Here is a 22,525-nt window from a genome sequence, read left to right on the forward strand (position 1 = left end):
CGCTAAATCGCTCAAGAAACCCGGTTTCTATTCCCCTGCCAATTCTAATCTTATCATCAATTTTGTAATCCTCTAAAAAATCACAGAGTATCTGGGTCAATATTTAATTCCCGCAATTTCGCCGCTAACTTCGCCGCTAATTCTTCTGGAGTAGGGACTAAGCTATTATCAGCAGTAAAATAGCGTAATTTCCCCTCATATACTCCCAAGTATAACTTGAGTGAATCACTCCATAAATAACCCAACTCATTCGGTTCTATGGGCTGATATTTGCCATCAACTAAATGAAAGCCTGCGAATTCTAAGCTGTATGGGTCAAACCAAAAATAATCCGAGGTACGAAAAGTGTCTTGATAACGCTGTTTCTTCAAATCTCTATCAGTTTTAGCGGTACTGTCCGAGAGAATTTCCACAATAATATCGGGATATTTTTCCTCTTCTTGCCAAACTACCCAACTTTTGCGGGGGGGATAACGGTGAGTGCCAATTACCACAAAAAAGTCTGACCCTCTAAAAGCCTCGGATTTCTTTTGATTGGGACTATAGTAAATGGTCAGGTTTCCCGCAGCAAAAAAATCATCCCGGTCTTGCCATAACCATTCTAAACATTGCATCAGTATGATAATCTGGAGTAGATGTAGTTTACTTTCCAAGGGCGGTTCATCACTGTATAAATCACTCCCTGGTATTATAACATTTTCGGAGATAATTGTCGGTTGTTTTTCTTGAGCAATTGTCATGGTTGATTACCTTTTAATTATAAACTATCTGGGTCGATATTTAATTCCCGCAATTTCGCCGCTAACTTGGCATTTTTTTCTTCAGCCCGCAGTTTTTCTTGTTCAAACCGCAGTTTTTCCTGTTCAAACCGCAGTTTTTCCTGTTCAGCCCGCAGCTTTTCCTGTTGGGCTAACTCTTTTTGCTGTTTTTCCCATAAAGCCGCTTCTTCTGGAGTCGGGACTAAGCTATTATCAGCCGTAAAATAGCGCAATTTTTCCTCATATACTCCCAAGTATAACTTGAGTAAATCACTCCATAAATAACCAAACTCATTCGGTTCTATGGGCTGATATTTGCCATCAACTAAATGAAAGCCTGCGAATTCTAAGCTGTATGGGTCAAACCAAAAATAATCCGAGGTCTGAAAAGTGTCTTGATAAAGCTGTTTTTTCAAATCTCTATCAGTTTTAGCCGTACTGTCCGAGAGAATTTCGACGATCAAATCGGGATATTTTTCCTCTTCTTGCCAAACTACCCAACTTTTGCGAGTTCGGTCAGGCTTAGTATTCAGTACCACAAAAAAGTCTGGACTTTTAAAATCTTCTGATTTCTTTTGATTCGGACTATAGTAAATGGTTAGGTTTCCGGCAGCAAAAAAATCATTCCGGTCTTGCCATAACCATTCTAAACATTCAATCAGCAGCATCATTTGCCGCAAATGTAGGTTACTTTCCAAGGGAGGTTCATCACTGTATAAATCACTCCCTGGTATTATAACATTTTCGGGAATAATTATCGGTTGTTTTTCTTGAGCAATTGTCATAGTTTTTGGGTATATTAGTTGACTACAAGCATTAACACTGATATTATTTATTATAGTGGGTATTCGGAAAAGTTGCTAGGAGCAATTCGCTTTAGCGATCCGCTTCGCGGAATCGCCCAGCGTCCAGGACTGTGGAGAAACCGGGTTTCTGCGATAATTTTGGCATCGTAACGGATTAACTTTGCCAAGAAACCCGGTTTCTTGGCATCGAAGCCGAAATTTGAATAAACCGGGTTTCTGAACCGCCCAGAAGAAACCGGGTTTCTTAGTTCAAGAATTATAAACTTTCCATAATAAGTTGGACAATCAGGCCACCAATTAAGGCAATTTAAAATAAGGGAACATAAACCATTAGTTTTACGCCAGTCGTTGACCAAGTAAAATTTGAAATCACGACTAATCATTTTTTGAGAATTAAAATTAACAAAATATGCTAAAATAAAATAAACTATCATTAGATCATAAATCAGATCATCAGATTCACGATGTTTGAACAGTTATCATTATTTTCTCCAGAAACCCGCGATTCGCGGCAGCGATCGGCTTTGCCGAATCGCACCAGGTCTTTTCACACAAATATCCAAGAGTCTGGTTTTGATTATCAAGAATTAGACATCGGCGATATTACCTTCAAAGGCGGACAAGTGGAATCGGTGCATAGATGGTATCGTCTAACTCCCAGCTATTCCCCCGGTTTAGTCAGATTTTTGCTCAAAGAATTGGGCATTTCCAGAAATCATTTTGTCCTCGATCCCTTTAGCGGTCGAGGCACCACCGCTATAGAATGCCAAAAACATGGCATAAAAACTATCGGCATTGAAATTAACCCAGTGTTAGAACAAGTGGGCAATAAATCTCTAAAATGGGATACCAGCCATCTAAATTTATTGGCAAAATATATCACGGAAGTCTCTAATTTAATCGAAGCTTATAAAAATTTAACCATCGAAGAGGTAGTCACGGAATTTCAAACCAGGATTCCGATTATTCATAACGTTTTTAGATGGTGGCAAAAGCCTGTGCTGAAAAACCTAATCATCTGCCGCGAAATTTTAGGAAAAGCAGAATACTTTCCCGTGCAGGATTATCTATGGCTGGCGGTAAATAAAGCCTGTTTAGACTGCGCCAATATTCACAGAAATCATCCCACAATAACTTTTGACGACAATCATCAAAGAGACATTGATGTTATGGAAGAAATTGCCAATAATTTAAAAATAGTTTATGATGATTTAATTAACCTAAATGCAGAACAAAGATTATTTTCACAACTCAACTCAATTCGCTTAGGCAATTCAACGGATGACTTAAAAACACTAATTAAGCATCCCGTTGATTTTGTCATTACATCACCGCCTTATCCCAATCGGTATAGCTACGTTCATCAAACTAGACCCCAATTACACTTTATGGAAATTTTAGAGAATGTTGGACAAGCTACAGAAATTGACTTAAAGGCGGTGGGAGGAACTTGGGGTCGGGCGACATCTATTTTGCAAAATGAATTGCTTCCGGTTCCCCGTGAGATAAAACCCTATCTTTGCTATTATGAACCCCTCCAAGAACAAAGTATTTTAATGTGTAATTATGCCACCAAATACTTTATTGATATGTGGAGACATATCAAATTACTCCAGCAGGTTAAAAGTAAAAATTTTCGGGGGGCTTATATTGTGGGAAATTCTAGACTTTCCGGGGTAGAAATATTTACGGAATCTATCTTAGGCAAAATTTTTGCCCACGAAGGGTTTGATGTGGAAAAAATAATCTGTTTTCGCAAGCGAGGGGGCAAAAAGCGATTGTATGAGACGGCTGTTTGCATTAGAGGATAGAAAGAATATTATCGATTTCTTGAGTCAGAATAGTAGAATTATTCTGCAAAAAGTTGTAAAGGTTAAAACCCGTAATTGATTCGACTAAGTTGAAACTGGAAATTCCTTCGTAAAGATGCCAACTTTTAGATAACCGGGCTAAAGGACTTCTCAGTGATGTGTTACAAAAAACCAACATGACAGGTAAAATGTCATAAGACTTCAATGCTAATGACATATCATAATCAGCTTGAATTCTCTTGGAATCGCCAATTTGATAACAAGAGCGAACTTCAAAACCGATTCCTTGATAAGACATCCAATCTTGAGGAATCCGCTGATTAAACTTATTTTTTTTGATTAAACCATCAGTAGAACGCTTTTGAATTCGTTCGCCAATTTGAACATCTACGCTGAAATACAAATCATTTTCATCTAAGTCAAAACTTTGTTTCAAAAGATAGCCAAACAAAGCCTGATACATATCACCCAGCTTACGATGTAGAGATGTGATCAGATTTCCGCCCACTCTGGCAATAATATATCTCTCATCGTCTAACCCTAAAGCACTAAATGCCGGATCCCGTGAAATGAGTTGTTGAAATTCTTCTCGACTATTGACACCCTGATAACTTTTGTAGGGGTCAAACTCTCGAACTTTGCTGATATGATTAATCGCTAGATTAAGTAATTCAGTTTCATCAATCATTTTAAGAAATCCTGGTTATTAATGTTTGCGTGTAACCGTCGATCATAAATTTACCGCCTCGGTCTTAAGGAAGAATTGATCATCCGCTATTAGCGGATTTTTTTATTGTAGGGATAGATTTTAATTCATCGGTGATTTAGCGGTTAACTTGCCCATGAGAAAGTCAATAAACTGACGGGCAGTACGTCCCGATCGCCCATTATGTTGGGTCGCCCATTGTAATGCTTCATAGTCTAATTCTGCCTGGTAAATGGTAATATTAGCTAAAGCAGCAAGATGATGCACAATGGTTAAATATTTGTCTTGATTCGCCGCTTCAAAGGTTAAGGTTAAGCCAAAGCGATCGCTAAATGAAAGCTTTTCTTGTACCGAGTCCCAAGCGTGAATTTCCTCAACACTGGGACGGGGGCGATCGCCAAAAAACTCTCGCACCAAATGGCGGCGATTAGAAGTAGCATAAACCACCACATTTTGAGGTTTAGCGGTTAAATTGCCTTCTAAAACCATCTTCAGCGCCTTAAAATCATCATCATCTTCTTCAAAAGACAAATCATCAACAAAAATAATAAACTTTTGGGGCAAATCGCGCAACTGTTCCGCGATCGCGGGCAAATCTTTCAGGGTAGATTTACTCACTTCTATTAACCGTAAACCGCGATCGCCATACTCATTTAATAAAGCCTTAACCAAAGAAGACTTGCCCGTCCCGCGAGTCCCATAAAGCAACACATTCAAAGCGGGTAAACCGGCTAAAAGACTTTGGGTATTATTAAGTAATGTTACTTTTTGGAACTCATAGCCCACTAATTCAGTCAACCGAACCCGGTCAGGATGTGGGATGCTAACTAACTCACCTGACTGCCAACGAAAAGCCCGATATTCTGTAAAAATTCCCCAGCCATACTCGTGATAATAGGCTGCTAAACTTTCCAGAAGATCGGGCCATTTCTTTGCTGATTTAAACGCCATCCATAATGGCACTTGATACTCTGGTAACGCCGCCGGATTTTCTATCTGATTCCATGCCACGGGTGGCTGAGACAACTTTGCCGCAAATTTCACCCATTGACTGACTTGTTCTCCGCTGCAATTATAAACCGTTTGTAGCACTTCTAAATCATGATTTACCGCTGCAATCAGTGACGGGGATAAATCCGCCAAAGGTTGTTTTTTTACCTGCTGGGTAAAAGGATTTTCTGCTGCGAGAATTTGCTGAATTAAATAATCTTGCCACGAGATATTTTGATCGGCTAAGGATCTAAACCAATGGCCATAGGCGGGCAAACAATTAAAATTTTTATCTGGGTCTTTTACCAACACATTTAACAAATTGACAAACGCTTGAACCCTCGCATCTTGAAGCAAATTTTCATAAATCAGCAATGAGGAAATTTGGGATCTCAGGAACTCAATTTCAGCAATCATTTCTTTTATTTGTTATTGATTCTTGGCTCTTGGTTATTTGTTATTTGAAAATATGGCCAAGAATCACGACTAACCACTAACCAATAACAAATAACCAAAAAAATTTACTTTTTCTTACTCGCAGGCTTCAGGACTTTTTTGACCAAGCTAGGAATATCTGAGGGACGTTCCGCCACCGGAATTTTTGCCGCTTTAAAGGCAGAGAGTTTTCTCTGGGCGGTTTCCGGGTCAGCCCCAATTGGTCTAACCTTATCCGGGTTGCCTACAGACAACTGGGCAGCAATCAAATCCCCCGCATGACCGAGACGTTTTCCCTTCGGGGCATAAGTACCTGCCAAATAAGCAATCACCGGCTTATCGATCGCCTCCTCAATATAAGCAGCGGCAGCTTCTTCGCCTCCACTGCCAATTTCACCCACCAAAACGATCGCCTCAGTATCATCATCCTCATCCAAAATTTGCAGCCATTGGGCGAAACTTGACCCAATAATCGCATCACTACCAATGCCCACCCCAATGGACTGACCCAAACCCGCCTTAGTTAACTCATTAGCAATTTCATAAGTCAAAGTCCCACTGCGACTAATCAAGCCGATTTTGCCCGGAGTATAAAACTCTTGGGGATGAGTACCCAGGAGGACTTTTCCTGGCACAATTACCCCAGGAGTATTCGGGCCAACCACCAAAGTTTCCGACGCTTCCGCTTTTCTAACCAAATGCACCATATCCAAAGGGGGAACCCCTTCAGTAATGATAATAATTTGCTTAATTCCCGAAGCGATCGCCTCTAAAGCCGCATCCAGCACCTGATAAGGGGAGACAAAAATCACGGTGGTGTCCACGGGGCCGACTTCCAGCAAAGCTTGTTCGACCATATCAAACACTGGCAGACCATTAATCTGCTGCCCACCATAGCCCGCACTAACACCGCCAACTACCTGAGTGCCATAAGCTTTCATCAATTGACTGTGAACTTTTCCCAAAGATTCTGTAATCCCCTGGATTAAAACTTTGCTATCTGCCTTAAAATTCATGCCGTTACCGATACCTTCTTGCTAACAAACTGCTAACAAACACAGAACTTACGCATGAACGCTATCTGTAGGGTGTGAAGCGCGAAGCGTAACGCACCAATACGCCATATATAGATTCGTTGCGTAAGTCCTAAAACATTAACAAATGCAAGATGCTGGCGCATCCATCAAAGCCTTATGTTAGCGGATGTAAGTAGATGTTGGTGAATCATCCACTGCTGAATAACCTTCTCCCCACCCTCCCCTTCCTCCTCCTTTTAATACCAATTTCAATAAATTATGCAACAAACTCCAGCTTAAGCCCCCCTTGAGAAGGGGGGTTGGGGGGATCGATGCTGGTTGATGTGTCGCAATGATTTTTCGGGCTTGGTATCATTACCGAAATTACCGAACCTTGATTAAGTTTTACTAACTATTTCCCTCAAACTCCTGGCGCCGCTTAAAAACCAGAATAAAATTGAGTAAGCATCAAAAGTCGCGCGTTCCCTTTCTCGCTCTCTATATATTCTCTATATTGTCTAAACCGGGCTGCCTCTACTTACAATCCCGATCTCAAAGAGGAATCAACAAACACAATGGCCGCAACCAAATTTGACGTAAGTTCGCTACTTGACAAAGATTTAATTGTCAACCAAGGCACCAACGGCACCGATACCACCCAAGATGGAATCGACTACATGGGTTCCGACTTCGTTACCCAGACCTTTGCCAGTAGCAAAGATGCAACCAATGGCAATGGACTACCCGACAATGGCATCTTTGCCGCGAACGGCTACCATCCTGAGATTCAACTCAGCTACAGCAACGATAATGATGGTACGAATGGCTACTTAATTAACAGCTTTAGCACTGCGGCACCAACCCAAACTTTTGAGTTTAGTGTCACCAGCGGACAGTATAACTACATCCACCTAGCCCTCAGTCCCAACGGACACGCACCGATGGATGTCAGCGTCACCTTTTACTATAGTGATGGCAGCAGTTCAACCAGCAACACTGTCACCGTTCCCGATTGGCAGGAGAAAGCTTCTGATGGCACTCACCAGCCTATTACCGAAAGCAAAGACCTTTATTATCTAGCCAGCGGTCTTGACTTGGGCGGAAATAATGGCAGCTATTTATCCCAAGACAGCGTGGCAATTTTTGGAGTTAGATTTGCCGCAGATGCCACCAAAACCCTGAATAGTATCACTGTCAACGCCACAAGTAACTATAACTATCCGGACAATGTGGGTTTAGCCTTTTTTGGCGCCACGGGAGAAAGCAACGCAGTTCCGACCATTACTTCCAGTAACACAGCCAGTATCGTGGAAAACACCACCGCAGTCCTGACTGTAGTCGCTACTGATACAGATAACGATACTCTGACTTATTCTCTGACTGGAGGCGATGACCAAAGCAAGTTTAGTATCAACAGCAGCAATGGTGCGCTGACCTTTACTAGCGCTCCTGATTATGAAACGCCCACAGACACCAATACCGATAATATCTATCAGGTGCAAGTAACTGCCAATGATGGCAAGGGGGGAACCGCAGCCCAAGCCATTAGCGTGACTGTGACGGATGAAGTGGAAAACCAAGCACCCACGGGGGTTGCTCTGAGTAACAGTACCACCACCTTGGCAGAAGACGCGGATACCACCAACGCCATTAAAGTTGCTGATATTGCCATTACCGATGATGGACAAGGCACGAATAACCTGAGTTTAACTGGTGCCGATGCAAGTTTATTTGAAATCGTTGATTCTGGTTTATATCTGAAAGCGGGGACAAGTCTGGACTTTGCCAGCCAAAGCAGCTACAGCGTAACAGTACAGGTAGACGACCCCACCGTGGGGAATACACCGGACGCCACTACAGGCTACACTCTGGAGATTACGAAAGCTGTTCCCACCCAGACCAATCAAGCGCCAGTGGTTGCTAGTGAAATTGCCGACCAAAGTCTGGAGACTGGAAAAAGTCTCAGTCTGGATGTTTCTGGGAATTTTAGCGATCCTGATGCGGGGGATACCTTAACTTATAGTGCAATATGGGCTAATTCGCCTTTAGCCAATTCGCCTTTACCCAGTTGGTTAAGTTTCGATAGTGTAACGGGGCAATTCAGCGGCACTCCGACTAATAGCGATTCTGGTCAACTTACAATCCAAGTTACAGCCACAGACAGCAGCGGGAAAAGCGTTAGCGATTCGTTTGGAGTGAGTGTTCAAGCGGCAGTGCCAACTCCCACACCCACACCAACTCCTACACCAACTCCCACACCAACTCCCACACCAACTCCCACACCAACTCCCACACCAACTCCCACACCAACTCCCACACCAACTCCTACACCTACAGGACCGGCAAATTCTACAACAGAGCCATTTAAGCTACCTTCTACATTACCGGAGGATTACATTGCCGTCACCAACGCTTTAGATAACGGCAAGGGAGATACCGAAGGAACTCTGAGTTGGGCGATTAAAACTGCTAACGAGAAAGCCGGAGCCGATACCATCAAACTCAATACGGATGTGCGTCTGAATTTTGGCGACGATGTGATTCGGATGTGGAGTTTGATTAATAGCGATATGACTATTGATGGGCAAGGATATACCATCAATGGGGATAGAAATAATAATGGCATCCCGGATAAAGATGACCGTCCGATTTTCTTTGTCAAATCAGGGAATGTGAGTTTTAAGAACCTCACCCTGAAAAACGGAGTCGCTAAGGGAGGCGATGGCTATAACTCCGGTGGTGGTGCGGGGATGGGAGGGGCACTGTTTATTTATGATGGCAATGTCACGGTTGATGGGGTGAAGTTTGAGGGGAATGAAGCTAGAGGTGGTGATGGCACAGGGGGCAACGAGCAGTTTGGTGGTGGTATTGGGTTGCAGAAGATAGCAGCTAACAATGGCAGCAATGGCAGCAACGGCGGCATCGGCGGCGACGGCGGCATCGGCGGCAACGGCGGCAGAGGCGGCATCGGCGGCAGAGGCGGCGGCACCGGCGGCATCGGCGGCAACGGCGGCTTCGGCGGCAACGGTGGCACCGGCGGCAACGGTGGCACCGGTACCAAAAACGGCGGCGACGGCTTCGGCGGCAACGGTGGCACCGGCGGCTTCGGCGGCAACGGTGGCAACGGTGGCAACGGCGGCGAGCGTGAGGCCGCCGGCAAAGGCAACGAACCCGGCTACGGCGGCAGCGGCGGCAGCGGCGGCTTCGGCGGCAGCGGCGGCACCGGCGGCTTCGACGCCAGCGGCGGCAACGGCGGCTTCGGCGGCAGCGGCGGCACCGGCGGCAGAGGCGCCGGCCTTGGCGGCTTCGGCTTCGGCGGCTTCGGCGGCGGCGGCTTCGGCGGCGGCTTCGGCTTCTTCAGTGGCGGCGGTGCTGGAATGGGAGGAGCCATCTTTATCCGCAGTGGCATCTTAAACATTAACAATGGTTCTAGCTTGACTAATAACCTTGCAGCCGGTGGATATGGCAGTGATGACCAAAAGACCACTGATGATGGACAAGGTTTTGGCGGAGCTATATTTGCCCTCACCCAAGCCACCATTGATGCTCAAAAGAAAATTAATGGCCAAGGTTTACCCGCATCCAATGAACTCCCCCCCATCCTTAATATCAGTAACGATACAACGTTCTCAGGGAACTCAGCCTCCCATGCAGCCACCAAGACCCAGCAGGTGACGGGGACAGACCTAAATACGGATGCAATGTTTGCTGCAACGACTCAGATAGCAGCAACACAACAGAAAGCGGGCACACCCCAAACCGTTCAAGCCAAAGCCCAAGACGGCCCCATCGCAGGCGGTACGGCTTTCTTCGATGCCAATGGTAATGGCTCTCAAGACCCCAACGAACCGAGTGCAACCACTGATGCGGCTGGGAACTTTACCTTAAATATTCCGGGTGAGTTCGACACCAATGGCAATGGTGTTTTAGACCCAGAAGAAGGCCAGTATGTGGTCATCGGCGGAACCGATGCCATCACGGGAGACTCCTTTAGCGGCATCCTCAAAGCTGTTCCCGGTTCTACCGTGGTTACGCCTCTGACCACCCTAGTCGCCAGTTTAGTCGATACGGGACTTACCCCAGAAGCAGCGCAAGCTCAGGTGAAAGCATCCCTGGGATTACCCAGTTCTGTCGATTTATCTACATTTGACCCCATTGCAGCCGCCCAAGCCGGTTCTAGTGAAGGGTTGCAGGTGTTGGCAGCACAAGTGGCGGTGCAAACCACCCTAACTCAACTCAGTGCATCGGCTGAAGCCATTGACTCCAGACTAGATGGGGTAGAGAATTCTCTGATTATCGGTTTAGCTGCGGCACTTCAAGAGGGGCCTTTAAATCTGAGCGATGCCAATCAAGTCGAAACCCTGTTAAAGAATGTCCTAAACGAGGTAGATTTAACAGGGCTAGATGCAGCCGATGTCGCCAAGATTCAAGAAGTCAGTAGTAATGTGGGCCAGCTTTCCCAAGTTATCGCTGCCAGCAACGCGCAAATCCTCACCGCCACCAGTGCCGAGGACATCTTCCAAGCGCAAAAAGTCGCCCAAACCAGTGTCACCGAAGACCTAACCGCCGCCTTCAGTGGCACAAAATCCTTTGACGAAGTGGTCGCCGAAAATACCGGAGAAGCTTTAACGGCGCAAGTTGATGCTGCTACCATTAACACTTCCGTCCTCACGGAAAACCAGAGTTTCTCCTCCTTATTCTTTGACTCGGACTACTACCTAACCAAAAACCCCGATGTGGCAGCGGCAGTAGAAAACGGTTCTTTTGCCACTGCCTTAGAGCATTTCGGCTTATACGGCGCTAAAGAAGGCCGGACTCCGAGTTACTTCTTCGGCGAAACCTATTTATTCGACAACCCCGACGTAGCAGCAGCGGTTGCCGACGGTGCATTTCCCAATGCTTTGCAACATTTCCTGGAATACGGATATAAAGAAGATCGCTTCCCCAGCGACAAGTTGGCGGACTTCGAGACTTTCTATTTGTCCCAAAACTCCGATGCTGCCGCAGGGGTGGCTAATGGCACTTATGCCAACGTCCTGGAATATCTGATGACGGAGGGATTGTCCCAAGGGGAAACTGTACTATCCCAATTTGATGTCGTTGCCGAAACCTTTGACCCAGAAGACTATCTGGCCAAAAATCTCGATGTGGCTGAGGCTGTCACTAACGGTCTATTCCACAATGCCTTAGAACATTTTGTCCGTTATGGAATGTTCGAGGGTCGCGACCCAAGCGAGGAATTTAGCAATGGCGACTATCTGGCCGAAAATGCTGATGTGGCCGCAGCGGTCGAGGGTGGTGCGTTCGATAGTGGCTACGAGCACTATATGATGTACGGCTTCAAAGAAGGTCGCCCAGGGACTGTTGAGTATGACCGACTCACGGGTGAACCGGGAATAGTGGATACTTTCACTCTCAATCTTGAGAATGAGAAAGACTATACGGCTATTTCTAATTTTGATGCCGCTGAAGATATCATTCAGTTGCCCGGTTCTGCTGCTGACTATCAGCTTGCCGCGTCTCCCACGGGACTGCCTCCGGGAACGGCGATTTATCGGCTAGATGGGGAGTTAAGTGACCTGGTTGGATTGGTTCGGGATGTTTCGTCTTTGAGTTTAGGAGAGGGTTATTTTAGTTTCGGGTAATCCCCCCAACCCCCCTTGGAAAGGGGGGCGAGAAGAGAATCCCCCCAACCCCCCTTGGAAAGGGGGGCTCAGAAACCCGGTTTCTAAGAATGGTAGGGTGTGTTAGGCTCGCCAATAATTTGGAGAAAAAATATTAACTTTCATGCGAGCCTAGACGCACCATTTTTATGTAGCTGATTGGCAGCGGATGGATTGGCAGCGGATGGATTGGCAGCGGATGGTGGCAGCGGATGGATTGGCAGCGGATGGATTGGCAGCGGATGGGTTGACTGATGGGTGAATAAATTGGCAGCGGATGTTAAATGATAACGAGAACAGAAACCGGGTTTCTATTAAGATATTGCCAAGATGGCCAAGTTTTTCTTCAGAAACCCGGTTTCTCGCATCCTTTCAAGGGTTTGGGTTAAGAAGCTAACAGTTCTTGAATTGCTTTGTCCGACATTGACCGCCGAAAATCTAAAATTTCTATTAAAACCAGCTTATTATTTTCAGAATAATGTAGGATAGTATCTCCTTCTTCTTCTGCATAGGCGATCGCCTCATCAGACAGTGAAATCAATAAAACATCTACATCTTGACTATACTGAATCTTGTTCATATCGAGTTCTCCTCCCCGGATAAAGAGTAATGACGAGGATAAATGAGCTAAAGTCTCTCTTGGCATCGCTCAACCGTTATCAATCCACTGTTTATGGTGCGTTACGGCTGGCATCAGAACCAATTATTTTCCCAAAAAATTAATTACCAGCCTAACGCACCCTACCAAATTTGGAAAACTGTTTATGGTGCGTTACGGCTGGCATAAGAACCAATTATTTTCCCCCAAAATTAATTACCAGCCTAACGCACCCTACCAAATTTGGAAAACTGTTTATGGTGCGTTACGGCTGGCATCAGAACCAATTATTTTCCCAAAAAATTAATTACCAGCCTAACGCACCCTACCAAATTTGGAAAACTGTTTATGGTGCGTTACGGCTGGCATAAGAACCAATTATTTTCCCCCAAAATTAATTACCAGCCTAACGCACCCTACCAAATTTGGAAAACTGTTTATGGTGCGTTACGGCTGGCATCAGAACCAATTATTTTCCCCCAAAATTAATTACCAGCCTAACGCACCCTACCAAATTTGGAAAACTGTTTATGGTGCGTTACGGCTGGCATCAGAACCAATTATTTTCCCCCAAAATTAATTACCAGCCTAACGCACCCTACCAAATTTGGAAAACTGTGTTAACTTTGGGTTGTATAACCAAGATTTAATTAAGAAACCCGGTTTCTATGCTCGATCGCCATTTTCTGTATCTGACTGGACTGCCTTGTTCTGGCTTAGGATTTTTAAGTCAGCTTTTGGCACAACATCCCGATATTTATAGCGATAATTTGCGATCGCCTCTATGCGATCTTCTGGTCAACTTCCGCTCGTTTATCACCACCAACCCCCAAGTAGCAAGCCATCTTCAGCAAGACTTGAACCCCACAATGGAGCGATCGCTCTTAGGAATGCAAGGATTTATTAATGGGTGGTATGGGCAAATTGCTCAACCTTGGATTATTGATATTCATCCCCAGTGGTTACAACATTTAGAGTTAATTCACTTGCTTGACCCCAACTGCCGCATGGTGGTCTGCGTCCGAGAACTGGGACAAATTTGTGCGGCGATCGAAAATCAACATCAAAAAACCCTGTTGTTAGATTTTCCCGAACAATTGGCTAACCTGTCCAGGGCAGAACGGGCACAAAAATTGTTTGCTCCCCAAGGGGCGATCGGTTCATTGCTCAAATCTTTAGAACAACTGCAAGATTTGGAAGACAGCTTACAACGACGAATGTTTTATGTAGTGTATGAGCATTTAGTTAGCGACCCAGAGGAAGTGCTAACAGAATTGCTAAAATGGTTAAACTTGTCGCCAATTTCACCAGATTTAACCCAAGTTAGTGGGTCAGTTCCGAATTATGCGGAATCTGCCGGTAAATATGTGGAAGAACCTTATAATTCTCAACAACCTTTAGTTTATTATACTCTCCCCAAGCGGTTTGAAATCACGATTCAACAAAATTTTCCCTGGTATTATCAACTTTTTTATCCCGGTCGATTGTAGGTAATTAAGGACACGGCAATGCCGTGTCCCTACACAAGTTTATTTTAAATTGGTATTATTTACATTATTTACTCTCACCTATTTGGCCAGAAAAAATGACTGTTAATCGATTGATTCTACACCAAGGTCGCTCCTTAACTTTAGTCCGAACCTGCCCGGATGATGCGCCGTTGCTGTTTGAAAAAATGTATTCACAGTATGAATTTATGCGGCTGTTTCGTTTGAACGATCGCGCAGAAACAGTGGAACAAGTCCGGCAAAAATTAATTCAGCGATCGCGATCGAATCCCGCTGAAACTGGTTATCTGGAATGCTTAATCATCCATAAAATACATGGGGCGATCGGGATTATCGCTGCCACCGATTATAGCCCATTACATCAAAAAGCTGAATTGTTAGTTGGGATTTTTGACAAAAAATATCGTTCTATTTCATTAGGGGTTGAAGCGTGCTTATTAATGGGTGATTTAATTTTTAATGCGTATCATTTGCATCGATTTTATGCCTATAGCTACGGTTATAATCATCCAGCCCATGCAGCTTTGACAGCCGGGGGATTTGAACTTGAGGGGATTATGAAAGAACATCTATACGATCCAGTCAGCCAACAATATGTGGATATGCACATTTATGGGATGAATGAAACTCAAATGCGGCAAAATCCTCGAATTGCTAGTTTATCTAAACGATTAGTCGGGCGAGATATTACTCAACCTTTGACGGCACCTCTTCCTCCTCCTGATGAGTCAAAAATCCCTAATTTATCCCATGTTCAACAACCGCCATTGTTTGTGAAATCAGGAGCGATCGGTCGGATATCCGATCCATTAACGGGTCGATCCACGGGTTAAACGTCGCCTTCGGGGACTAGAGAAAACATACAAAGGCGGCGATCGCTCGTTCGTAGTCAGGGCAGCATGAGGCTGCGATCGCTCCCTTCCAGAAATAAGAAACCGGGTTTCTGCGACAATTGTGGCAACAAAAGCGAAGAGCGTAGAGAGAAACCCGGTTTTTCTCCTGATGAGCATTCCAATCCGCATCTTGACCCCCATCCCAGCCTAACCCCAGCCAACTTATTGCACAATGGCCACAGTTTTTTTAATCGCTTCATCTAAATTGTCCATCAAGGGAACCTTAATGGCCGATAAAGTCTTTTTGGCTTCAGCAAAGCGATTTCCCACCAAACGAACAATCAGTTTAGGTTTCCCGGTTAAAAAGTCTAGAGAATTGTCCGTATCGGCGTCTGCCTCAGCCGATGCCTTGGGACTACTTTCTTGAGTGAGTGCCAGGACTTCTGGCTCCGCCTGGACGAAGGGGGCGATCGCACTGCGAGGAATCCCTTGCACATAAGCACTAATCACCTCAGCGGCCAACTCACAATCAATCGCCGAACCGATTAAATTCACCAAGATCACCTTCACACTGGGGTCTTTGCCAATCAGATTTAACCCTTGTTCCAAGCGTTCACAGAGGCGTGAAGCGAAGCTATCCCGAAGGGAATCGCGATTAAAATCCATCCTGGCATCTCCGCCCAAATTGACAAAATTGGCCAACTTGCCTCCATAAAGGTGGATAAGATCCAAAGTGGCCATCGTCAACCCCACACCATTACAGAGGATGCCAATATTCCCATCCAGGGTGACAAAATTCAAATCCGGCGAAGTATCTAAAGACAATTCACCATTCACCCGGCAACTAATTTTCTGAGACAACTTGGCTAAATCCTCATGGCGGCAAATCGCCTCATCATTAGCACTGACCTTGCCATCCAAAGCCATCACCTCCCCACTGCGGCTAATTCCCAACGGGTTAATTTCCACCAGATCCAAATCCTTGGCCACAAAGAGACGATACATCTTCTCCACAATGGCACTGACGGACTTCACCAGAATTCCCGACAAGCCCATTTTCAGCACCAAGCGGCGAGCGTAAAATGGGGAAAACTCGTCTGCCACGACCACCTGCTGCATTTTCTCCATCGCCGACTCGGTACTGGTTCCCCCTTGCTGAGAACCCAACAACACCGGCCTACGGACAGTTTGATCCAGCACCACCGCCAGATACAATTCTTTATCCGTATCATATTTAGCCTCAGCCAACAGCACTTCGGGATACTCACCCATAATCGGTAAATTAAAGATAGTTTGTGCAGCGGCCACCGCATCAATGGTATTTTCCACAAAATTAATCCCACCCGCCTTGCCACGTCCAGTCGCTCGGACTTGGGACTTGAGCACCACCGGGTAAGGAATTTTTAATCCTTTAAGGTCTTTGGGATGGTCAATTCTTTGGGAGGGCAAGACCGGAATGCCCATTTCTCTAAATAATTCCTTCGCTTGGTACTCCAACAGATCCATAACAAATTCCTCTAGAAACTATTCCGCTCCTGACAATTGGCAGCAGCATACCGTTTAAAATCAATCTCAATATGTAGTGTCTCTTACTTGTGACCCAAAGGCCAATGGTAATGGCCTGTTCATCTCGGTGGAAGTATAAGCTCTGCCGTAAGCTCCGATCGGAGTCGCTAACATTTGATATGGGATTTCGTTGCGCGATCGCGTCAACGTCACCCGTCTTTGCATCCAGGAAGAAAAAACCGGGACGCGGATGCATAATGGGAAAACAACCGTCAACCGTCCACAAACCTGTCAAAAATAATTTTATCAGTACATCTGAAGCCTTATGAATACAACACCCAAGCGGTCCTTACGCTCCCTAGAAAAGCAGTTGCAGCAATGCCTAGATGCTCAATTGTACGCCACTTGGCGCCAGTTGACGCCACTTGGCGCCACTTGCTCTACTTGGGGAGACCCCAAGACCGCAGTGGCTTCTTCACTTGGGGAGACCCCAAGACCGCAGTGGCTTCTCTACTTGGAGAGACCCCAAGATCGCACTGGCTTCTCTACTTGGGAAGACCCCAAGACCGCAGTGGCTTTAGAAAATTGTCCGATTCAAGTACGGTGTGCCATTAAGAACGCCGATTTATTGGTGTTAGCCCAACATAAAGCCGAGTTCAGACCTGACCTGCAACAAACCTTTAAAGCCATTCATCAAGCCATTTTAAGCTTGTCTCCAGAACTAGCGGGAGAACTGCGTCTTTATTTGCGAGTCTTGGGTCAAGTCCAGCCCTATGCCTATCATGCCTTTAAACTGCCCCAACCTTTGGGATCCGTGAAAACGGAGGCCAATGATGTCAACCCGTTGACCGCTTTTGCGTGGCTGGAAAAACTGATCGAAGATCATGAAAATCCTAGGGAGGCCATAGAAACCTCCCCCTCGGAGGCATCTGAGTCTTCGGATCTGGTACTGAGCAACGAGAATCGTTTGGCTTTAAGCTCAGAGGCGGAAGCCACAGAAAAGGGTGAATTGCGAAATCTCCAAGAACTTGAAGAGTTTCCTTCTGGTTTGTTTAATGAGTTGAACTTGTCAAAAGATGTTGATAGGCAGACCATAAAATTCAAAGAACTACCCTCATGGTGGGGACAGGTTTCGGCCTACTTGTTTTTGTCTATAGCCTTATGTTCCGTGGGTCTGTACGCTTTTACTCGTCCTTGTGTGCTGGGGAAATGTACAACCCTTGCTCAAGCCCAACAAGAGATTGACTCCGCCCAGAAAATTTTGGCCTCTGCCAAATATGCCCAAAATTTTGCCCAGGTGCAAAAGAAATTCAATTTAGCCACTGAGCAACTGGAACAAATTCCCGTCTGGTCTGGCAAATATTTGGCAGCAAGGCGAATGGTGAATAATTATGAAATCGAAGCGACTCAAATTGACCAAGTAATGAACGCCTTGGAAATTGGCGCTGCGGCGTGGAAAAAAGCCCAAAATGCGCCGTTGCCTTTAGAGCGTTGGCGAGAGATTGAAGCTTCCTGGTCAAAGGCGATCACCCTACTGGAAAAAATTCCCCCCCAGTCAGAAGTTTATTCTTTTGCCCAAAACAAATTATCTGAGTATGAAGCCAATTTGCAGGCGATCGCCGCACGAGTCCAGCAAGAAGAATATGCGGCTAAAACCCTGCAAGAAATCCGGGAAAAAGCCGACCTAGCCTACACTCGGCAAGGAGTCGCCAGTGGTTTAGAAAGTTGGCAAGGAATTTATGACTTATGGGAAGAAATTGTCAACTTAATCCCCAAAATTCCCCCTTCTACAACGGCTTATGTTCAGTTACAAGATTCAGTAGCGGAATATCGTAAACAACTGACCAAGGCTCGCGAACAGGAAGTTCAAGAACAAATCTCTCAAGAGACTTACGATATGGCGATCGCAACTGCGGAACAAGCCCAGCAACTAAGCGAACAAAAACAATGGTCTAATGCTCTCAATAGCTGGACTGATGCACTCACATTAGCGCGTCAAATTCCTGACAACACTTTCTACTCTGCCAAAGCACAATCCTTAGCCACCAGTTACACCAATGCTCGCAACGAAGCGGCAGTTAATCTCAAAAAAGCCACAATTTTACAAAAAACTCAAAACGATCTGAAAAAACTCTGCAACGGCAATCCCCTAGTCTGCGAATACACCGTTACCGAAGATGTGATTAATGTTTGGCTGACTCCTGCCTACATTCGTCATGTCAAACGAACTGCTTTACTTGCTGACCAAAAAGGCGATAATAAAGCTTTAGTTGGTATCGACAAACATTTGGATACTTTAAAAGTTGCCTTACAAACTATTAGTGATAACGCCAAAATTCCCCTAGTCCTTTATGACTCCTACGGTGGATTAATTGGGCGTCATCCGAAAAATTAGTTATCCGTAGGGTGGGCAAACTAATCCCAAAGATAATTTATGGCGAATCACGATGGAAGCCCAACCGACATTATGATCCGTAGGGTGGGCAAACTAATCCCAAAGATAATTTATGGCGAATCACGATGGAATTTGCCCACCCTACATTATGCTTATGCGTAGAGTGGGCAAACGAATCCCAAAAATAATTTATGGCGAATCATCATGGAATTTGCCCACCCTACACTACTTATGGATTCCCGCATTCGCGGGAATGACATATGACTTGATAAGCCCACCCGACATTAATCTTGTTCAAAAACTTTACCCAAAGCAGCCGGGGGTTGACTCCGAATTACTGGTAAAATCGCTCTGGCGATGGGATGGGGCAATTTTTCCAGTAACTTTTCTAACCAATTACTCTGAGTAATAACTAACAACAAAATCATTAAAACAAAAGGGGCAACATTAAAAATTTGCGTGGGAATTTCGGGAATTGAACTTTGGGCAACACTGGCCAAAGATTGCAAAATTCCAAATAAATAACAGCCCAAAGCTACTCGCAAAGGATTCCAGCCCCCAAAAATCACAATTGCTAAGACAATCCAGCCATATCCTGCGGTATGTCGGTGACTCCAACCGGCTTTAAAATCCAAAGAAAAAGCCGCCCCAGCTATGCCCATTAATGCCCCACCTAACAAGGTATAAATATAGCGCATTAAAATCACATTCGTCCCCCTAGCAAACGCTGCCGCTGGTTGTTCACCCAGGGATCTGAGCATCAGTCCGGGACGGGTGCGATAAAAATATATCCAGGTGAAAAAAATTAAAAAATAGCTGACATAAACCAGTAAATCTCCCTGAAAAAATATCTCCCCTAAAAAGGGAATATGTTGTAATACAGGCAGTTTAAAACTGGGAACCGTTGGCCCAGGAACTCGGACAAATTCGTTGCCCAAAAACGAGGATAAATCACTACATAATAACGCTAAAACAAAGCCAATGGCAATTTGGGATTGTTTTAGCGTTAACGCCCCAAAAGCAACAATGAAAGCGATCGCAGCCCCGACACAACCGGCGCCCAAAAAACCTAATAATAAACTATTGGTGGTTTTGGCGATCGCAAATCCTGTCATCGCCCCCATTAAAATCGTGCCTTCTGCTGACAGGTTAATCACCCCAGCCCGTTCAGTAATCGTTTCCCCAAGACAACCAAAAACCAGCGGGGTTGAAGTGGCGATCGCGGTGGCCAAAATAGCAATAATTTGAGTTCCTTCCACTGTCATCAATTGTAAAAATTTAACAATTTAATTATCCCCATAAGATTATGACCAAAACAGACTCATCGAACCGAAAAAAATAAATTATCTGCGGTAATAATTCAGAACATAGACGATAAAAAAATCAAACTAATCCAGAAAAAAATTATAGACAAACATAGCACCGCCGTGGCTTGAGTTAAACGGCCAGGAATGGGCGGAGAAATCGCCGTTCTCACCCAAATTGATGTGGCATTTCCTAAAACAAAACTGGCACAAAGCACCAAGTATGGCTACTGGTTCAGGTTCAGTAACCAAAAAATAGCCATTATAATCGCCAGAAAAATCATCACCCACTCAATAAATCGAGGCGGATCAAATTCAAAACATCGGATTAAATTCATCGGCCTAATATTTACTCAACGATTGCCAGAATACATTCATTAATGTCTATCCTTAATGTCTAAAATTGCCGCTGATTATATTTTTCCAAATAGGCTTGAGCTTCGCTTAAGTCTACTTGAGGAAAGTCAACATAAAATCGACTGACACTGATAAAAGGATCGGGAGTTGCTAGGACGATCGCGCGATCGCACCACTCCTCTAATGAGGACATTAATTGTAAGGGGGCTACGGGTACAGCAATCCAAACCTGGGCTGGTTTTTGCGCTTGCATCGCTTTAGCGGCCACTGCCATAGTCATCCCAGTAGCAATCCCATCATCAACCAAAATAGCAATTTTTCCCTCCGGGCTAACGTGCGGGCGAAATTTGCTCAACTGGGCTAACTGGGCTTCAGCTTTAGCTTGGGCGTGATGGACATCTTTCTCCCGAATTCGGCCATTATAAATCGATGAACCCATCTCCTGATGACCCCAAACAATCTCACCATCAGGAGTCAACGCCCCAATTGCCAACTCTGGATTAAACACCGTAGTAATTTTTTTCGCCACCACAATATCTAACGGACACTGGAGTTGTTCAGCGATCGGCACAGCCACGGGCAACCCCCCTCTCGGCAAAGCATAGACAATTGGTTTAGCTTGGGCGATCGCGGGATCGCCCCTACACTCGCTTCTCAGTTGGGTCAATTCTGCAACAATGGCAGCCGCCAGTTGCTTTCCCGCCTCGGCCCGTGAAGCGAAGCTATCCCGAAAAGAATCGCGGAAAATTGGTATCGACGACATCGCATCCTCCTACTGCCAGAAAAACAATAAAGCTTTTCTTATATTTTGGCTGATTTTTCCAGAATTGGCACCAATTCCCCTCTGGTTATTACGTTTATTTACATTTACCCTAAAACCACCATATCTGTAGGGTGGGCAAAACCCCACCATTCATCCTGAAACTTACAATTATTTATTAAAAAACCACCAAATTAATTTAATAAATATGTTTTATTTTGCCAAAAAACAACTTATGTTATAATTAAACAAAGCAAGGAAAACAAAACTATGGTTCAAGCTGTCACCAAAACACAAAGAGAGATATTAGACCTATTCACTTATGAAGAATATCTAGCTTATCAATCCGAACCGGGGATTATTTATGAATTATTTCGGGGACATCTAAAAAAAATGCCAACACCAACGGGTTTACACACTCGAATTTGCAATTTCTTAATCGCTCAGTTGCGCCGATATTTTGCCACCCATAATTTAGAATTAATTGCCACTGAATTTGTGGGTGTTAGAACCGAAAAAGACACCTCCAGAGTCCCAGATTTAGTGGTCTGCACCCAACAACTTTGGGAACAAGTCTGCAACCGCAAGGGTGCTGGAGCCTTAGACTTTGAAGAACAACCCTTATTAGTCGTCGAAATAACCAGCGAAAATTGGCGGGAAGACTATCTGCTGAAACGGGCTGAATATGCATTACGAGAAATTGCCGAATATTGGATCGTTGACCCCAAAAAGCAACGGATTCGAGTCTGTCACCATCCAGAAAATGAGGATGGCTATGAACACAGCGAATTTTTAGCCGGACAAGACCTAATCTCTCCCCAGTTTCCAGAATTAATTCTGCCCGTGGAGCAGATTTTTGCCCCACCTACCGTAGAATCAATCATTCTGGAAGAACAGCAACAGCGACAAGACCTAGAGCAACAGCTTCAAACCGAACGCCTTCGGGCTGAAACCGAACGCCTTCGGGCCGAAACCGAACGCCTTCGGGCCGATCGCCTTGCACAACGGTTGCGAGAACTGGGCATGGATCCCGATGCGCTCTAGAAAGCGATCGCCCGCCGGAAATTTTTTGCTACTCC

Annotated in this window: 17 protein-coding genes; 7 read left to right on the forward strand and 10 right to left on the reverse strand. The window is 45.0% G+C overall.

Going from position 1 to position 22,525, the window contains the following annotated elements:
• Nucleotides 1-80: 80 nt before the first annotated feature.
• Both ABWT76_RS18100 and ABWT76_RS18105 read right to left on the reverse strand, forming a co-directional pair.
• On the reverse strand, nt 81-740 hold the full coding sequence (locus ABWT76_RS18100; RefSeq protein WP_354634727.1) for a Uma2 family endonuclease: 660 nt from the start codon (nt 738-740) through the stop codon (nt 81-83).
• A 17-nt stretch (nt 741-757) separates the two neighbouring features.
• Nucleotides 758-1,543: a Uma2 family endonuclease gene (locus ABWT76_RS18105; protein ID WP_054468768.1), complete on the reverse strand. Its 786-nt coding sequence runs from the start codon at nt 1,541-1,543 to the stop codon at nt 758-760.
• 18 nt (nt 1,544-1,561) lie between these two features.
• On the opposite strand from ABWT76_RS18105, the gene ABWT76_RS18110 reads away from it, so the two are divergent.
• Complete coding sequence (locus ABWT76_RS18110; protein WP_197285351.1) at nt 1,562-1,714, forward strand: hypothetical protein; 153 nt, start codon at nt 1,562-1,564, stop codon at nt 1,712-1,714.
• Nucleotides 1,715-2,028: 314 nt separating this feature from the next.
• Complete coding sequence (locus ABWT76_RS18115; RefSeq protein ID WP_054468763.1) at nt 2,029-3,375, forward strand: DNA methyltransferase; 1,347 nt, start codon at nt 2,029-2,031, stop codon at nt 3,373-3,375.
• Here ABWT76_RS18115 and ABWT76_RS18120 read toward each other — a convergent pair.
• The 3 genes from ABWT76_RS18120 to ABWT76_RS18130 form a co-directional block, all read right to left on the reverse strand.
• Nucleotides 3,365-4,063: a hypothetical protein gene (locus ABWT76_RS18120; protein WP_054468761.1), complete on the reverse strand. Its 699-nt coding sequence runs from the start codon at nt 4,061-4,063 to the stop codon at nt 3,365-3,367. The genes ABWT76_RS18115 and ABWT76_RS18120 overlap by 11 nt on opposite strands.
• A 120-nt stretch (nt 4,064-4,183) precedes the next feature.
• Complete coding sequence (locus tag ABWT76_RS18125) at nt 4,184-5,488, reverse strand: ATP-binding protein (RefSeq protein WP_054468760.1); 1,305 nt, start codon at nt 5,486-5,488, stop codon at nt 4,184-4,186.
• A gap of 104 nt (nt 5,489-5,592) precedes the next feature.
• Nucleotides 5,593-6,522 carry a succinate--CoA ligase subunit alpha gene (locus tag ABWT76_RS18130; protein ID WP_054468759.1) on the reverse strand — a complete coding sequence of 310 codons (930 nt, stop codon included), beginning with the start codon at nt 6,520-6,522 and terminating at the stop codon, nt 5,593-5,595.
• A 575-nt stretch (nt 6,523-7,097) separates the two neighbouring features.
• On the opposite strand from ABWT76_RS18130, the gene ABWT76_RS18135 reads away from it, so the two are divergent.
• A complete protein-coding gene (locus ABWT76_RS18135) occupies nt 7,098-12,167 on the forward strand; it encodes a putative Ig domain-containing protein (protein ID WP_354634728.1) in 5,070 nt (1,689 codons plus the stop codon).
• Between the two features lie 403 nt (nt 12,168-12,570).
• On the opposite strand, the gene ABWT76_RS18140 is transcribed toward ABWT76_RS18135, so the two are convergent.
• Nucleotides 12,571-12,765: a DUF2283 domain-containing protein gene (locus ABWT76_RS18140; RefSeq protein ID WP_054469838.1), complete on the reverse strand. Its 195-nt coding sequence runs from the start codon at nt 12,763-12,765 to the stop codon at nt 12,571-12,573.
• Between the two features lie 686 nt (nt 12,766-13,451).
• Here ABWT76_RS18140 and ABWT76_RS18145 point away from each other — a divergent pair.
• Nucleotides 13,452-14,273, forward strand: coding sequence for a sulfotransferase (locus ABWT76_RS18145; protein WP_354634729.1), 822 nt, complete (start codon nt 13,452-13,454; stop codon nt 14,271-14,273).
• 95 nt (nt 14,274-14,368) lie between these two features.
• Nucleotides 14,369-15,124, forward strand: coding sequence for a GNAT family protein (locus ABWT76_RS18150; protein WP_354634730.1), 756 nt, complete (start codon nt 14,369-14,371; stop codon nt 15,122-15,124).
• Here the strand turns inward: ABWT76_RS18150 and ABWT76_RS18155 are convergent.
• Entirely contained in the window at nt 15,101-15,301 is a 201-nt protein-coding gene (locus ABWT76_RS18155) for a hypothetical protein (RefSeq protein WP_354634731.1), read from the reverse strand. The two genes, ABWT76_RS18150 and ABWT76_RS18155, sit on opposite strands and share 24 nt — an antisense overlap.
• 45 nt (nt 15,302-15,346) lie before the next feature.
• Nucleotides 15,347-16,630, reverse strand: coding sequence for a succinate--CoA ligase subunit beta (locus tag ABWT76_RS18160; RefSeq protein ID WP_054469833.1), 1,284 nt, complete (start codon nt 16,628-16,630; stop codon nt 15,347-15,349).
• Nucleotides 16,631-16,955: 325 nt separating this feature from the next.
• On the opposite strand from ABWT76_RS18160, the gene ABWT76_RS18165 reads away from it, so the two are divergent.
• Nucleotides 16,956-19,025 carry a hypothetical protein gene (locus tag ABWT76_RS18165; protein ID WP_054469832.1) on the forward strand — a complete coding sequence of 690 codons (2,070 nt, stop codon included), beginning with the start codon at nt 16,956-16,958 and terminating at the stop codon, nt 19,023-19,025.
• Between the two features lie 284 nt (nt 19,026-19,309).
• Here the strand turns inward: ABWT76_RS18165 and ABWT76_RS18170 are convergent, their stop codons facing one another.
• Nucleotides 19,310-20,290, reverse strand: coding sequence for an ABC transporter permease (locus ABWT76_RS18170; protein WP_054469831.1), 981 nt, complete (start codon nt 20,288-20,290; stop codon nt 19,310-19,312).
• Nucleotides 20,291-20,726: 436 nt separating this feature from the next.
• Nucleotides 20,727-21,449 (reverse strand): phosphoribosyltransferase, encoded by a 723-nt coding sequence (locus ABWT76_RS18175; protein ID WP_054469829.1) that lies wholly within the window; start codon nt 21,447-21,449, stop codon nt 20,727-20,729.
• A 267-nt stretch (nt 21,450-21,716) separates the two neighbouring features.
• On the opposite strand from ABWT76_RS18175, the gene ABWT76_RS18180 reads away from it, so the two are divergent.
• Complete coding sequence (locus ABWT76_RS18180) at nt 21,717-22,490, forward strand: Uma2 family endonuclease (RefSeq protein WP_054469828.1); 774 nt, start codon at nt 21,717-21,719, stop codon at nt 22,488-22,490.
• The last annotated feature ends 35 nt before the right edge of the window (nt 22,491-22,525 follow it).

This window comes from Planktothricoides raciborskii GIHE-MW2 (genome assembly GCF_040564635.1).
Classification (GTDB): domain Bacteria; phylum Cyanobacteriota; class Cyanobacteriia; order Cyanobacteriales; family Laspinemataceae; genus Planktothricoides; species Planktothricoides raciborskii.